We start from the raw sequence: 13838 nt of genomic DNA on the forward strand, positions 1-13838 counted from the left end.
TTCTGCGACCGCCGAGTCGAAACTGTCTCGGGCGGGCCGGCCGACCATCGTCCATGGGCGACGTGAGCGACGACCGGGTGTACGACGACGATGGCCCGGCATCGACGGCGTATCTCGGCACGGTCGACGGGGTGGTCACACTCGACGTCTCGACCGATCGCATCGGTCGGTTCGCACTCGAACACAGCGCGGTCGTGCGCGACCTCGCGGTCGTCGACGACCGGGTCGTCGTCGCGACCGCCGAGGACGTGGTGGTCCTCTCGGACGGCGCGACCGCGACGGGCTTCGGGGAGGCCATCGCCGTCGGGGGCAGCGATACGATTCTCGCGGCCGGGCCCGAAGGCCGTATCGCACGGCTCTCGGACGGCGTCTGGTCGACCGTCGGGGACCTGCAGGACGTTCGCTCGATGGCCGGCCCCTACGTCGGGACGGGCGATGGAGTGTATCGCGCTGGCGACTGCCTTGCCTACGAAGGACTCGTCGGCGCGAACGCGCTCGCGGCCCCAGATCCTGGCTGGGCCGGAACCCACGAGGGCCTGTATCGCATCGCAGACCAGGGCTACGAACACGACGGCGTGATCCGTGCGGTCGCCGCCGCGGGTGACGCGGTCCACGCTGCGACCGCCGAGGCGGTGTTCGAACGCGACCCCGAGGGCTCGGGCGGCCCGAGCGCGTGGACCGACCTCGATCCGCCGACCGAGGCGCCGATCGCGGCGCTGGCCCACGGACCGCGGGGCCCCGACGGCCAGCGCACGCTGCTCGGCGTGACCGTCGACGGCGTGGCCGTCCTCCGCCCGGCGGCGAGTGCGGACGGCGGCGACGAGTGGCGACGGCGCACGCTGGGCTTCGAGGGCATCGCGGGCCTGGTCGTCGCCTGAGCGATCGCGATCGAAACAGGGTAATTCGAGGCCCGACCCCCTTCGACCATGATCTTCAGTGCGTCCAGTTCACAGGCGCTCGCGGCGGCGCTGGCCGACGCGACCGCACACGATCTCGGAGCGGTCACCGTCGAGCGGTTCGCGGACGGCGAACGCATGGCGCGGATCCACGACGACCCCGGCGCACACGCCGTCGTCGTCGCCGCGACGACGTCGGACGCGGCCCACGTCGAGTGTCTCCAACTCCAGGACGCCGTCCGCGAGGCTGGCGCTGACTCGGTCACGACAGTCCTGCCCTATATGGGCTACGCCCGCCAGGACGATGCCTTCCGCTCGGGTGAACCCGTCTCCGCACGCGCGATGGCCCGGGCGATCGCGACGGGCACCGATCGGGTCGTGCTGGTCAACCCTCACGAGAAAAGCGTCGTTGAGTACTTCGACGTGCCAGTCGCGGTCGTCGACGCGTCGGATCGTCTCGCGGCGGGCCTGCCCGACGATCTGGCGGATCCGCTCGTCATCGCACCGGACGAGGGCGCGACCGCGCTGGCCGACGGCCTCCAGAACGCGATCGACGGCGGCGCGACCGATTACTTCGAGAAGACACGCAATCGCGAGACCGGCGCGGTCACCGTCGAACCCAGCGATGCAGACGTCGCGGGGCGTGACGTCGTCCTCGTCGACGACATCGTCGCGACCGGATCGACCATGTCCGAGGCGATCGCCGCCCTGGCCGATCGGGGCGCGCGCCGCGTGTTCGTCACCTGCGTCCACCCCGTGCTCGCGGGGAGCGCGCGCGAACGCCTCGAACGCGCGGGCACCGACCGGATCGTCGGTACGGATACGATCGATCGGTCGGTGAGTCGGGTCAGCGCCGCGCCCGCGGTCGCGACCGCGATCGACCCGCCGGAGTGACCGCGATCGAGCAGTCGCGAAACCCCCTCACTCGACCGGCTCTGCGAACCCGAAGCGCGCTTTGAGATCGGTTACCTCGACGTCGACGGTGTCTCCGACTGCGGTGCCCGGAACGAACAGGGTAAAGTCCTCGACTTTCGCCACGCCGTCGCCGTCGCTCCCAACGTCGTCGATGGTGACCGTCAGTTCGTCGCCCTCGCGGACGGGCGCGGTCAGATGGCCTTTGGCGACGAGATACAGCTCCGAGGAACTATCGCGGGACGCGTCGGGGCGGACCTCACGAACGTACTCGAAGTCGCCTTCGATGTCGCTGATTAGCTCCTCCAGATCTCGCCCGTCGAAGACCTTCGCGACGAAATCCCCGCCCGGCGCGAGAATCTCGCTCGCGACCGCGAACGCCTGGCGGACGAGGTGGACCGACCGGGCGTGATCGAGGTCGTACTCGCCGCTCATGTCGGGAGCCATATCGGAGACCACGACGTTCGCCTCGCCCACGGCGTCGACGACGCGATCGATCGTCGCTGCGTCGGTCAGATCGCCACGGATCGTCTCGACCGGGGCCTCGGGATCGTCGAGGTCGTCGATCGACTGGCGGTCGACGCCGACGACGCGGCCGTCCTCACCGACGCGCTCGGCGGCGACCTGGAGCCACCCGCCGGGCGCCGCGCCGAGGTCGACGACCGTCCGGCCCAGGCCGAGCAGGTCGGCGGTCTCGTCGAGTTGCTGGAGTTTGTAGGCGGAGCGCGCGCGATATCCCTGCTGTTTCGCGCGGTTGTAGTAGTCGTCTTTCCCGCTCATGGCTGGGCCACCTCGGGCGAGTGGCCAGCGACGGGTGGCACCTGGGGGTGCGAAAACTCGGTCATACACCAGCGAGGCGGTCGATCCTGAAAGGGGCGTCGGAGAGCGGTGGTGGGGACTGTCGTCGATCACTCGTCCGTGCTTCCCGTCCCGGCCCCAACGTCTTTGAGTGTGGCCGCTCCGTCCGTGGACTCTCCACCGGGCAGCCCCGAACTACTCGATCCGACGTTCGTCGGCGTGAAGGTGAGATACATCGTCGCCGTGGCCGCCGCCCAGCCAGTGAGTGCCACACCGCCGAAAAAGCCCAGCAGGACGTCGGCGGTCGGGCCTGGCACGGTCACCACCGCCGGCACGATCAGTCCGGGCGCGGCGAGGAGACTCACCGCCCCGAGGATCGCGACGATCCGGATCGCGTTCCCACGGGCCAGCGCGACGCTTTCGAGGACCGCGCCGAGTGGGCCGTGGGAATCGATCACGATCGCGGGAATCGTGAGTGCGGTCACGATCGCGACGTAGACGCCCGGGAGCACGACAAAGAGGCCGCCGAACGCGATGAACACCACGAGGAGGGCCGCACCGAGCACCGCGAGCACGAGTCGAACGACGAGCGATCGCTCCCGAGTCTGGTGGCCCAACTCGCGGGCGAACACCTCTATGAGACCGGCAAAGGCGAGCACCACGAGCACTGGCCAGACGATCGGAACGAACACAGCGAACCCGCCGAGCAGACCGAGGCCGAGCGTCAACGGGGTCTCACCGACCAGCGTCGCGCTCCGTGAGAGGATCGATCGGACGTCGCCGTTCCCGACACTCGTCTGGGACATACTGTCTCTTTTTCTTCTGGAATAAAGTACGTTCCGCGCCGCATGGGGTCTAGTACCGCGGGAGGGGGTCCTCCCCTCTGGTGCGACCGGACAGCGGCCGACTGCGCCGGGGCTGGTCACCGACGATGCGGTCGCCGCTTCCGCTTCAGAACCCGTCTGCGTTCGTCTGCTCGACATCGTGTCTGTGCGGGCCTATCTCCACAGGTCGCATCTCTAACACCCCATTAATGATGCCACAGCAATCCCAACAGCCGCCCCTCGCCGATGTCTGACTCGTCCGCCGCCCCGCGCCCACCACTCCTCGCCTTTCCTGGCGCGAAGCTGACGTACATCACGACGACGGCCGCGGTCCCACTACTGTACACGACGCCACAGACGAACACGAAGAGGGCAGCGACCGCTGCCGACGGCAGCGTCACGGCGATGTGGACCAGCGCGGCCGGGACGACGAGGAGACTGAGACCGCCGAAGACGGCGAGGACTCGAATCCTCTTCCCTCGCATCCGCGATGCGCTCTCTGACCGGGCGTCGAGGGGCCCTTTCGAATCGACGACGATGGCTGGCCAGGTGAGTGCGCTCCCGAGGGCGACGTAGATCCCGGGGACGATCACCAACAGGGTGCCGAGGGCGACGATGACGGCGACGACGGCGCTGCCGAGCAGGAGACTGATCGCCCGCACGAGCACTGACCGGTCCCGTGACGTAATACCCAGGTCGCGGGCGAAAACCTCGACGAGGACGCCACCCACGAGCACGGTCAGGAACGGGCCGACGTAGGGGACGAAGAGTGCAACCGCGCCGACGACGCCGAGGCCCAGCGTCAGCGGGTTCTCACCGACCAGACGGCCTGTCCGCGAGAGGATCGCTCGAACCGATCCGTCCGACGCTGTGGCCTGAGACATGCGCGATCTATCGGGTCAGGGGACAAAATTATTCCGTCCGCTGGGGTGGTGGATCGAACCGATCGGTCGCCTCGACGGAGACGGACGCCCCCAGGCGATCGACTGCGACACGGTCGGGCCCAGTGTCCGCTGTTGGCCCCAACGCCCACCGCAACGTGAAGTGTTTATACCTGCCCCGGTCGAACCCCCGACAACGATGTTCGACGCGATCGTCAGCGCGGATACGCTTCAGGACGCCCTCGATTCGGTCAGCGTCCTCGTCGAGGAGTGCAAACTCCATCTCGACGAGGACGGCCTCCAGGTCCGGGCCGTCGACCCCGCCAACGTCGGCATGGTCGATCTCACACTCGACGCCGCCGCGTTCGAGTCCTACGAGGCCGACGGCGAACTCATCGGGGTCAATCTCTCGCGACTCGAAGACATCGCGGGGATGGCCGCCGCCGACCAGTTGATCCACCTCGAACTCGACGAGGAGACTCGCAAACTCGAGATCTCGATCGACGGCCTGGAGTACACCCTCGCGCTGATCGACCCCGACTCGATCCGCCAGGAACCCGACATGCCCGATCTCGACCTGCCCGCCCGGATCACGCTCGAAGGCCGCGACGTCGATCGGTCGGTGACGGCCTCGGATATGGTCAGCGACCACATCGCGCTGGGGGTCGACGACGCCGCCGACCTGTTCTACGTCGACGCCGAGGGCGACACCGACGACGTCCACTTCGAACTCCACAGCGACGATCTGATCGATCTGGAGGCCGGCGACGCGCACTCGCTGTTCTCGCTCGACTATCTCAAAGACATGAACAAGGCGATCCCCGCCGACGCCGAAGTCGAGATGGAACTCGGTGAGGAGTTCCCCGTGAAGATGCATTTCGACATCGCGGACGGCCAGGGCGCGGTCACGTTCATGCTGGCCCCGCGCGTCCAGTCCAACTGATTCGATCCCCGCTCGATCCGCGTCAGCACCTGACTGTCGGTCGCGGACCGGCCGTCCGACGGGCGTCTGACGAAGCGTTTTCCGCGCTGCGCTCCCTGCCTCAGACATGCCCAGTCTCGACGCCGCCTATTCGAGCGCGCGTCTCGACCGCGATCCAGGCCGGATCGCCCTCGGCGCGGCGGCGTGTCTGATCGGCACGGTCGCCATCGCCGTGGCGGTGCTCGCGGTGGTGACGCCGGTGGGATCGTTCGTCTTCGGATCTGAGACGCAGGCCCGCCTGATCGCCGGCGTCGGCGGCGGGTTCGGCCTGCCGGTCGTGTTCGCGGGTCTCGTCGCCGTCCTCCCGAGCGACCGCGCCGAACGGATCGGCGTCGCGCTCGGCGCTGGCGGCTGTCTGGGAGGGGTCGCGCTGTTCTGGGGCACCTATCCCGGCGGGTGGGGCGTCGGCGGCCAGTGGGCGTTCCCGACGCTCGTGGTCTATTTCCTCGGGAGCACGCTCGCCTTCCTCGCGGTGCTCTGGACGCTCGCGACCTATCGCGTCCGGAATCGGCCGGGCGGGGCGATCGCACTCGACGTTCAGCGGCCCGGTGAGACTCACACCGTCCAGGTCTCGGCCGCCGAATTCCGACGCTATCGGGAGTTGATCGCGGCCGGCGAGGACGGTCGCGTGCTCGACGACCTGGGCCTCCGCGAGGAGTGACACGCGTCGAACGCCCGTCAGACGCGGCTCATCAGCCCTGATACTCGGGGGGAACGATTGATACCGGTCGTCGGTGACCTGGAACATATGTCCGAAACGACAGTCTATGCGGTCACCGGGGCGAAAGGTGGCATCGGGAAGACGACCACCAGCATCTCGGTCGCGTCGGTGCTGGCCGCGGCGGGCCGGTCGGTGTTGCTGGTCGATGCGGACCTCGCGATGGCGAACGTCGCGGACTTTCTGGACACGGCCTTCGAGGACGGTACGCACGCCTCGATCCACGACGTGCTCGCGGGCGCGGTCGGCCCCGCCGACGCCATCTTCGAGGGCCCGCTCGGTGTCGAGATGTTGCCCTGCGGGTCGAGTCTCGAAGACTTCGCCGCGGTCGACGCACGCGATCTACCGGCGCTGATCGCTGCCCTCCGCGGGCGAGGGTACGACGACATCGTCGTGGACACCGGCGCGGGCCTGAGCGACGCGACGCTGCTCCCCGTCGCGGCCGCCGACGAGGCGGTCGTCGTCACGCGCCCGCGGGTCGGGTCGGTCGACAACGCCGTCGCGACGATCGATCTGGCGGGCCGTGTTCGGACACCCGTCGCGGGAGTGGTCGTCACGGACGCGACGCGGGCCGCACCCGACGGCGATCAGGTCGCCGACGCGCTCGGTGTCGATCTGCTCGGGACGGTCCCACGGGACGGCGCGGTCCCGGCGGCCCAGGAGGCGGGCCGTCCGGTGCTCCAGACCGATCCCGCAGGCCCCGCTGCCCAGGCGTATCGGGTGATCGCGCGTCGGATGGTCGAGATCGAGACGCCCGGTCCCCAGGCCGCCGAGGGGCCGACTGCCGCGCCCGAGACCTCCGTGCCTGAGGCCACCGCGCCCGAGACCGACGACCGACCGGCGGCCGACGACCGATCGGTGCTCGGTCGGGTCGCCGCCGCGACCGTCGGCCGCATCTCCGGCAATTAGAGGTCCGCGGCGTCGAGGGCGGCCTCGACGCCGTGATCGTCGAAGACGACTGCGGCGACGGCTTGCGTGATCGCTTCGGGATCCGCGTGCTGAAAGATCGACCGCCCCATCGAGACGCCCGCCGCGCCGGCGTCCATCGCGCCACGCACCATCTCGATGGTCTTCTCGTCGGTCCCTTTCGCTCCGCCCGCGATCAGGACTGGCTTGGTCGTCGCCGCGACGACCGTCTCGAAACTCTCGGCGTCCCCCGAATACGCCGTCTTGATGACGTCACACCCCACCTCCTCGGCGATCCGGACCGCGTGCGCGAGGGCGTCGGGATCCGAGCCGTCGATGCCCTCGCCGCGGGCGTACGCCATCGCGAGCACGGGCATGCCCAGGCGCTCGGCCTCGCTGGTGATCTCCGCGAGATCCGTCAACTGTTGGGATTCGTACTGACTGCCGACGTTGATGTGAAAAGAGACGGCGTCGGCCCCGGCCCGGACGGCGTCGTCGACGCTCGCCGTCCGGCGCTTGTCGTCTTCGTCCGGGCCGATCGTCGTCGCGCCGTTGGTGTGGACGATGTAGCCCGCATCCCCCAGATTCGCGTGGACGCGATCCGCGATGCCCCGGTGTGAGAGGACTGCTGTCGCCCCACCGTCGGTGATCGCGTCGACCGTCGATTCCACGTCTCGGAGCCCGTCGACCGGCCCCATCGTGAGCCCGTGATCGACGGGAACGACAATGTACCGATCGTCGTTCCCGATGCGTGTCAGGCGTGCGCGCGTCCCGGCTGTCATTGGGAGGGAGTAGCACGTTGAACGCTCAAGTGCGTTCCGATCCGGGCGGGGCTCCCCAGTGGTAATCTCTCCATCGCCCCGCATTCTTCAAGGGCTGGCCGGTGTTTCTCTCGGCATGGACATCGCCGCCTCGACCTGGACGGACCTCGACGCCGCTGACGTCGAGGTCGTCTTCCTCCCGGTGGGGAGTACCGAACAGCACGGCCCGCACGCCCCGACGGGGACGGATTCGATCGCCGCCGAACGGATCGCTCGCGAGGCCGCCGCCGACCGCGAGGACGCCATCGTCGCGCCGACGATTCCCGTGGGTGTCTCTGCAGAGCACCGCCAGTTCACGGGGACGCTCTGGGTCAGCCCCGAGACCTTCCGACGATACGTCCGGGAGACGATCGAGAGCTGTCTCGCCCACGACTGGCGACGGATCGTCGTCGTCAACGGCCACGGCGGCAACAGCGACGCGCTCCGGGAGGTCTGTGCCGAGATTTCCCGGGCCGAACGCGCGTACGCCGTCGCGTACACCTACTTCGACGCGATCGACGCCGCGGATTTGGGCCACGCCGGCCCGGTCGAGACCTCGATCGTCGCCGACGAACGGCCCGAGTCCGTCCACCCCGATCGATACGACGACGCCGCGGCGGGCGCTGGCGACTCGTTCGGTGAGTATCACGTCGGGACGAATCTCGCCTACGACTTCGCCGAGTTCACGGACAACGGGACGATCGGCGACCCGCGCGGGGCGACCGCCGAACGGGGAGATGAGGTCGTCGAGAGCGCCGTCGACGCGCTGGACTCGCTGGTCGATCGGGTGCTGGATCGATCGCTCGACGCGCCCGCCCATCGGTGAGGTCACAGTCGACCGCCGGTATTCAAGGCGTCACCACCCCGAGCGCCGGTATGGTTCTGTCTCGACGCGACTATCTCGCCACGCTGGCGGCGGGCGCTGTGGGGGCAGTGGGCGGCTGCAGTCGTTCGGAGACAGGCGAGACCGTGACGCCGGTCGACGTGAACATTACGACAGAGCCACCGACCGAGACGACGCGGTCCACGACTCGCGAGACGACTCCTGAACTGACGGGGGGCCAGTCGTGGCCAGCCCCGCGGTTCGGGCCCGGAAATACTGCCGCCAATCCAGGCGCTCTGGGGCCATACGGGGATTTCGAGACCGAGTGTACATTCACAGCGACGGACTGGCCGACGCCAGTCGAAGATACCGTCGTCGGCATCTCCACCGTCGCCGTCGACGACGGGACAGGCTACGTCGCGAGAGTCGGGCCACATCTCGGGCACGAAACTGTCGCCTTCGATATCGACGACGGGACGGTTCTCTGGCGATCGCAGATGGACCTCGATCCGGACGAACGAATCCTGGCCCACCCGTCGGCGTTCTCGACGACGGTCCACCTGACGACCACCGACGATCGGATCTACTCGACGATCCCTGGCGATTTCCTGGAGGGCCCCGCGATCGTCGCGTTCGACCGCTCTGGTGCGCGACTGTGGACGCACGATCAGCGGTGGTCGACGGCTCTCCAGCGATACCGGGACGGCATCGTCGTCGGACAGTCAGACGGTGCGCTGACGGCCATCGCCCGTGACGGGACCGTTCGCTGGCGAACTCAGGGTGTCGACGCCATCGATCGGGGAATCGCCCCGCACGGGCCACCGGCCGTCACTGACAACCACGTCGTGACCACGGCGGGCGACTCGATCGTCGCGGTCGATCACGACGGTGACCGACAGTGGGTGCGGCAGTTCGACCTGCAGGACGGGTCCGGCCCGCAGACGTTCCATCGCAACGTCGTGGCTGGATCGGGGCTGTACGCCCTGCCCGCGACCCTGGGGTCGCTGATGTGTCTCGATCCCGCGACGGGGGAGACGCGATGGGTGGCCACGCCAAAACAGGGGTCGATCGACGAGGTGGCCGTCGGCGGCGACGAACGCGTCACTGCAGCGGGCCGCGTTGGATTCGATCAGCTACCCGCGGTGGGCGACGGCCAGATCTACGTGACTGGTCGGGAGGAGGGGTCCGGCAGAGCCGAATATCCACGCTTCTACGCCCTCGACGCCGAGAGTGGGGATCTGGAATGGTTCTGTGACCTCCTGAGCGTTCCCACGACGCGTCCAGTGCTCGCGGATGGGCGGATCTACGTCGGCCTCGAACGCGGCGAATTCGTCGCGGTCGGTATCGCAAACCGATCGATTACGGCGGTGCACGCCGGGCGGACGCGTCTGTTCGGAGACTGGATGGCGGTCGTCGGGCGCCGCCTGATCGTCGCCTCGGACGAGACTGTCCGCATCGGCGGTCCGCCGTAACCGCCCAGTGGCAACTGCGGGCCGCTCACTCGTCGTCCGCGTCGTCGAGTTCGCCGCGGATCTGCGGGAGCGTACTCGCCAACTCGCCGGCCTGCTCGTGGGCGGTCTCGACCGAGTCGATCAACTCCTCGACGCGTTCGATCTCCGCGGCGAGGTCGTCGCCGTCCTCGAACGCGTCGGCGCGCTCGCCCATGGTGTACCACTTCTTGGCGTCGTAGAGGTGATCTGTGGCCTCGCCGACGTCCAGTGCGGACCGAAGCCCGTTGAGCACGCCCAGCGCGTTGTCGGCCTCGACATCCCAGATCGCGTCGGCCTCTGGCAGCGCCGCGCGAGCGAGTTCGAGGCTGTCCTCGACGTCGGTGCGCATCTCGGTGGCGGCCTCGCCGAACAAATCGTCGTCGCCCAGTGTCGCCTGACTCATGTGTCAAAGTCGCGGGGCCGATCGCTTAAAAGATAGCCGGAGAGCGGAAGTGAAATCTTGCTGTGCGATGGCTGTGTTACCGATTTGCGAGCGGGTCGAGGTCGGGGCTGACCCCGCCGAGCACGCTCATCGGGTAGTACCGCAGTGCCGTCTCGATGGGCACTTCGACGGTCGCGACGATCACGGCGAGCGCGATCAGCGCCAGGCCCGCGTAGCCGACGCCCAGCGCGACAAGTACCGCCGACGCGTGGCCGAGAACGATCCAGCCACCGATCAGCGGGACGGCGAGCACGCCCGCCGTCAGCCAGAGCACCGTCGAGCGGACCATGTTCGCGAGCTGTGTGAGCGCGAGCATGACGACCGCGTAGATGCCGTACTCCTCGAGCGACGCTCGAATCGAGCCGATAAGTCGTCGCCACCCGGTGATCGGGCCGCAGTCCTCGACGATCATGATCGGGACGACGAACTCCCGGGTGAACCCCTGGACGAGCGCGGCCGGGATCGACACGGCCATCACGAGCGGCCAGACGAGCACGAACAGCGCGCCGCTCGCCTCGACGCCGGCCGCCATTCCGGAGAGTACGAGCAGGTACGGGGCCATCACGACGACGGAGACGATCGTTCCGAGGACGACCCGGAACCCGAACAGCCAGAGGCCGTGGCGGAGATAGCGCCTTGCGTCCGCCCGGATCGCGACCCGATCGCTCCGGAGCGCTTCGATGAACGCGAACTCGGCGATCGACGACGCCAGGATCAGCCCGATCGCGCCGCCGATCGCGACGGCGATGGCGACGTACGCGCCCGCTGGCTGCAGTCCCAGGAGTTCGCCGACGGCGATCGGCGCGAGTGCCCCCGCGGTGAGGATCAGCCCGCCGCCCTGGCCGACGAGGACCAGCAGTGCGATCAGGCCCGTCCACTCGCTGCGCTCGACCGGTCGAAGCCGGTCGCTCGCCAGGTCGATCGCCGCCGAGAGGCCGTCGATCGCTGCATAGCTCATACTGATGCTCACACCGGGGGCCCCAAAATGCCCGTGGAAACGGCGACCGACTCGCCGGCCGGGCCCCGCTCGCCCGACGCTACACTGGCTCGACCCGTTCGACGCGCATCCGTGGATAGCCGTCCTCGTCGGCCATCCGGGCGATCACGCGGGTCTCGTCGGTCACGATCTCGACCTCGACGGTCGCAAAGTCGCCGGTGAACTCCGTATAGCCCCACTCGGTCGTGGCCCGCGCGACCGCTTCGTCGTCGATGTCGATGGTGACACCCTCACAGAACGGCTGATTCGCGATCGCGCTCTCGATGGCGCGAGCCAGGTCGTCGGCGCTCGCGGGGCTGATCGGCGTGCCCGCGAACTGGTGGTAGAGCGCACCCAGCTTGATGCCCGCCTCGAAACACGCACTCTCGGCGGCAGTCGGGCCCCTGTCACTGACTCTGTCGCCGTCTTCGGGATCGGCGTCGTCCATACCGCCGATCGGTGGGCCGGGCCCGAGAAGGTTCGGTCCGAACCACATCATACTTACTGACCGCTCGCGGATGTCCACCCGAATGGACGAGCCGGTCTTGCTCACGGGTGCCGGTGGCCGGGTCGCCGAGGCCATCCTCGAAGGGCTGGCCGACGACTACGAGTGGAAACTCCTCCTTCACAGCCCGCCGACCGAGGAGCCCGATCACGAGTTCATCGTCGGTGACGTCACCGACGAGTCGACCGTTCGGGAGGCCGTCGCGGGCGTCGAGGCGATCATCCACCTCGCGGGCGATCCCCGGCCCGAGGCGTCCTGGGAGAGTGTGCTGACCAACAACATCGACGGCACCCAGAAGATGTACGAAGCGGCGGTCGCCGCCGGCGTCGATCGGTTCGTCTACGCCTCCTCGAACCACGCCGTCGGCGCGTTCGAGACGCCCGATCGCACCCCCGAGATGTACCGTCCCGACGACGACTTCCTGCTCGACGGCACGGAGTTCCCCCGCCCGGGCAACCACTACGGGATCTCGAAGGCCACTGGCGAGGTCATCGGCCGATACTACCACGACGAGTACGATCTGTCGGTCTGTAACGTCCGGATCGGCAACCTCACGCGTGGCCACCCGCCGATCGACTACGAGCGCGGGCAGGCGATGTGGCTCTCCTATCCCGACTGTGCGCACCTCCACCAGCGCACGCTCGAAGCCGACTACGAGTTCGAAATCGTTTACGGCATCAGCGACAACGATCGCAAGTACTACTCGATCGAGCGGGCCCGCGAGGCGCTGGACTACGAGCCACAGGACAACAGCGCGGAGTGGGACGGCGAACAGAAGGTCGCGTAAGGACTCCCGACCACGAAACGGAGTATCCCGTCCCAAACAGATTTATTCCGTTTCGGCCCGTACGAACCCCATGGACGATCCAGAGCAGCGGGCGAGCGCCGAGGAGCGCGCCGATCCACCCGATTTCGGTGCGCTGGTCCCACTGGACGAGGTCGTCCGCGGCGATCGGACGCGTGACGACTTCTACGAGGCGGTCCTCGCACTCGACAGTCCGGCGACGGCGAGCGAGGTTGCCGGCCGCGCGGGCCACGGCGTCGACGCGGCACGCGAGTATCTCGACTGGTTCGAGCGCATGGGCATCGCAACTCGGGTTACGGAATCGCCGGCCACCTACGAACGGAACCAGGCGTATCTGAACTGGCGGCGGGTCCAGCGCCTCCGGGAGGAGTACCCGAGGGAGCGACTCGTCGAGTTGCTCCAGACCGAATCGGACCGTATCGAGACGTTCCGTAGCGAATTCGATGCCAGGTCACCGGACGCCGTCTCGATAACGGCGGTGGCCGAATCGACCGACCGAACCGTCGAGGACGTCTGGGAGCGCGTCTCCGCGTGGCGAACGGCCCGCCGTCGGGTGGCGCTGCTCGAACGAGCCCTCGCGTCGGGGGCCGACGACGCGGCGGACCAGCCCTCGCCCGCATGAGCGAAGACGACTCCGACGCGGTCGGTGCCCCGGTCGATTTCGACCGACTGGATGTCATCCGAGACCGGTTTGCGAGCGACGACCGATTCACTCGCATCGAGGCCCAGCCAGACGTTGCGCCCGATCGACTGGTGTGTGTTTACGACGATCGATGGTACCCCGATCACGTCGAATCCGCCCGTCTCGACGTGGTCTGGTACGAAAACGGAGACTTCTCGATCCACTACCACGAAGGTTACGAGTCGGAGAGTTTCGATCACCGGTGGGACCGACATCCGTCCGACCACAATGTCAGAGATCACGTTCATGAGGGGCCAGCGGCCCCGACGCCCGGGACTGACGCGTCCCATCCCGGAGATTGGCGGGACGTTCTCTCGATGGTGCTGTCCGAAATCGAAGATCGACAACGCGCCTTTTGGGAGTCCTGACCTGCCCCTCGTAGAAACATATACGGCGTC

17 protein-coding genes are annotated in these 13838 nt (G+C 68.2%); 10 read left to right on the forward strand and 7 right to left on the reverse strand.

Annotation, left to right across the window (positions count from 1 at the left end; translation table 11 throughout):
* Window positions 1-53 precede the first annotated feature (53 nt).
* Together HARCEL1_RS00625 and prs are read left to right on the forward strand one after the other, a co-directional pair.
* The gene (locus tag HARCEL1_RS00625; RefSeq protein ID WP_108380697.1) at window positions 54-878 is read left to right on the forward strand and encodes an HVO_0234 family beta-propeller protein; all 825 of its coding nucleotides are present in this window, start codon (window positions 54-56) and stop codon (window positions 876-878) included.
* 48 nt (window positions 879-926) lie between these two features.
* A complete protein-coding gene (prs, locus tag HARCEL1_RS00630; protein WP_108380698.1) occupies window positions 927-1790 on the forward strand; it encodes a ribose-phosphate diphosphokinase in 864 nt (287 codons plus the stop codon).
* Between the two features lie 27 nt (window positions 1791-1817).
* Here prs and HARCEL1_RS00635 read toward each other — a convergent pair whose 3' ends face one another.
* The 3 genes from HARCEL1_RS00635 to HARCEL1_RS00645 form a co-directional block, all read right to left on the reverse strand.
* Complete coding sequence (locus tag HARCEL1_RS00635) at window positions 1818-2588, reverse strand: 23S rRNA (uridine(2552)-2'-O)-methyltransferase (protein WP_108380699.1); 771 nt, start codon at window positions 2586-2588, stop codon at window positions 1818-1820.
* A 128-nt stretch (window positions 2589-2716) separates the two neighbouring features.
* A complete protein-coding gene (locus HARCEL1_RS00640; protein ID WP_108380700.1) occupies window positions 2717-3412 on the reverse strand; it encodes a hypothetical protein in 696 nt (231 codons plus the stop codon).
* 224 nt (window positions 3413-3636) lie between these two features.
* Window positions 3637-4314, reverse strand: coding sequence for a hypothetical protein (locus tag HARCEL1_RS00645; RefSeq protein WP_108380701.1), 678 nt, complete (start codon window positions 4312-4314; stop codon window positions 3637-3639).
* A 196-nt stretch (window positions 4315-4510) separates the two neighbouring features.
* Here HARCEL1_RS00645 and HARCEL1_RS00650 point away from each other — a divergent pair, with 196 nt between their 5' ends.
* The 3 genes from HARCEL1_RS00650 (at window position 4511) to HARCEL1_RS00660 (ending at window position 6920) form a co-directional block, all read left to right on the forward strand.
* A complete protein-coding gene (locus HARCEL1_RS00650; protein ID WP_108380702.1) occupies window positions 4511-5254 on the forward strand; it encodes a DNA polymerase sliding clamp in 744 nt (247 codons plus the stop codon).
* A 106-nt stretch (window positions 5255-5360) separates the two neighbouring features.
* Window positions 5361-5954, forward strand: a complete 594-nt coding sequence (locus tag HARCEL1_RS00655) for a DUF7139 domain-containing protein (RefSeq protein WP_108380703.1) — start codon at window positions 5361-5363, stop codon at window positions 5952-5954.
* A gap of 87 nt (window positions 5955-6041) precedes the next feature.
* Window positions 6042-6920 (forward strand): MinD/ParA family ATP-binding protein, encoded by an 879-nt coding sequence (locus HARCEL1_RS00660; protein ID WP_108380704.1) that lies wholly within the window; start codon window positions 6042-6044, stop codon window positions 6918-6920.
* On the opposite strand, the gene HARCEL1_RS00665 is transcribed toward HARCEL1_RS00660, so the two are convergent.
* Window positions 6917-7699 (reverse strand): 2-amino-3,7-dideoxy-D-threo-hept-6-ulosonate synthase, encoded by a 783-nt coding sequence (locus tag HARCEL1_RS00665; protein WP_108380705.1) that lies wholly within the window; start codon window positions 7697-7699, stop codon window positions 6917-6919. The genes HARCEL1_RS00660 and HARCEL1_RS00665 overlap by 4 nt on opposite strands.
* Window positions 7700-7814: 115 nt before the next feature.
* Between HARCEL1_RS00665 and HARCEL1_RS00670 the strand changes: the two genes are divergently transcribed.
* Together HARCEL1_RS00670 and HARCEL1_RS00675 are read left to right on the forward strand one after the other, a co-directional pair.
* Entirely contained in the window at window positions 7815-8543 is a 729-nt protein-coding gene (locus tag HARCEL1_RS00670) for a creatininase family protein (RefSeq protein WP_108380706.1), read from the forward strand.
* A gap of 50 nt (window positions 8544-8593) precedes the next feature.
* Window positions 8594-10012: an outer membrane protein assembly factor BamB family protein gene (locus tag HARCEL1_RS00675; protein ID WP_108380707.1), complete on the forward strand. Its 1419-nt coding sequence runs from the start codon at window positions 8594-8596 to the stop codon at window positions 10010-10012.
* A gap of 25 nt (window positions 10013-10037) precedes the next feature.
* Here HARCEL1_RS00675 and HARCEL1_RS00680 read toward each other — a convergent pair whose 3' ends face one another.
* The 3 genes from HARCEL1_RS00680 to HARCEL1_RS00690 all read right to left on the reverse strand — a co-directional run bounded on the left by HARCEL1_RS00680 (window position 10038) and on the right by HARCEL1_RS00690 (window position 11896).
* Window positions 10038-10433, reverse strand: a complete 396-nt coding sequence (locus tag HARCEL1_RS00680; protein WP_108380708.1) for a DUF5790 family protein — start codon at window positions 10431-10433, stop codon at window positions 10038-10040.
* Window positions 10434-10509: 76 nt separating this feature from the next.
* Entirely contained in the window at window positions 10510-11430 is a 921-nt protein-coding gene (locus HARCEL1_RS00685) for a DUF7544 domain-containing protein (protein ID WP_108380709.1), read from the reverse strand.
* A gap of 79 nt (window positions 11431-11509) precedes the next feature.
* Window positions 11510-11896, reverse strand: coding sequence for a dihydroneopterin aldolase family protein (locus HARCEL1_RS00690; protein ID WP_108380710.1), 387 nt, complete (start codon window positions 11894-11896; stop codon window positions 11510-11512).
* Between the two features lie 82 nt (window positions 11897-11978).
* Here HARCEL1_RS00690 and azf point away from each other — a divergent pair, with 82 nt between their 5' ends.
* From azf to HARCEL1_RS00705, 3 genes are all read left to right on the forward strand, one after another.
* Complete coding sequence (gene azf, locus HARCEL1_RS00695; protein ID WP_108380711.1) at window positions 11979-12740, forward strand: NAD-dependent glucose-6-phosphate dehydrogenase Azf; 762 nt, start codon at window positions 11979-11981, stop codon at window positions 12738-12740.
* A gap of 70 nt (window positions 12741-12810) precedes the next feature.
* Entirely contained in the window at window positions 12811-13380 is a 570-nt protein-coding gene (locus HARCEL1_RS00700; protein WP_108380712.1) for a DUF7342 family protein, read from the forward strand.
* Window positions 13377-13808 carry a hypothetical protein gene (locus tag HARCEL1_RS00705; protein ID WP_108380713.1) on the forward strand — a complete coding sequence of 144 codons (432 nt, stop codon included), beginning with the start codon at window positions 13377-13379 and terminating at the stop codon, window positions 13806-13808. The genes HARCEL1_RS00700 and HARCEL1_RS00705 overlap by 4 nt, the downstream gene beginning before the upstream one ends.
* Window positions 13809-13838 lie beyond the last annotated feature (30 nt).

Source organism: Halococcoides cellulosivorans, assembly GCF_003058365.1.
In the GTDB taxonomy this organism is placed as follows: Archaea; Halobacteriota; Halobacteria; order Halobacteriales; family Haloarculaceae; genus Halococcoides; species Halococcoides cellulosivorans.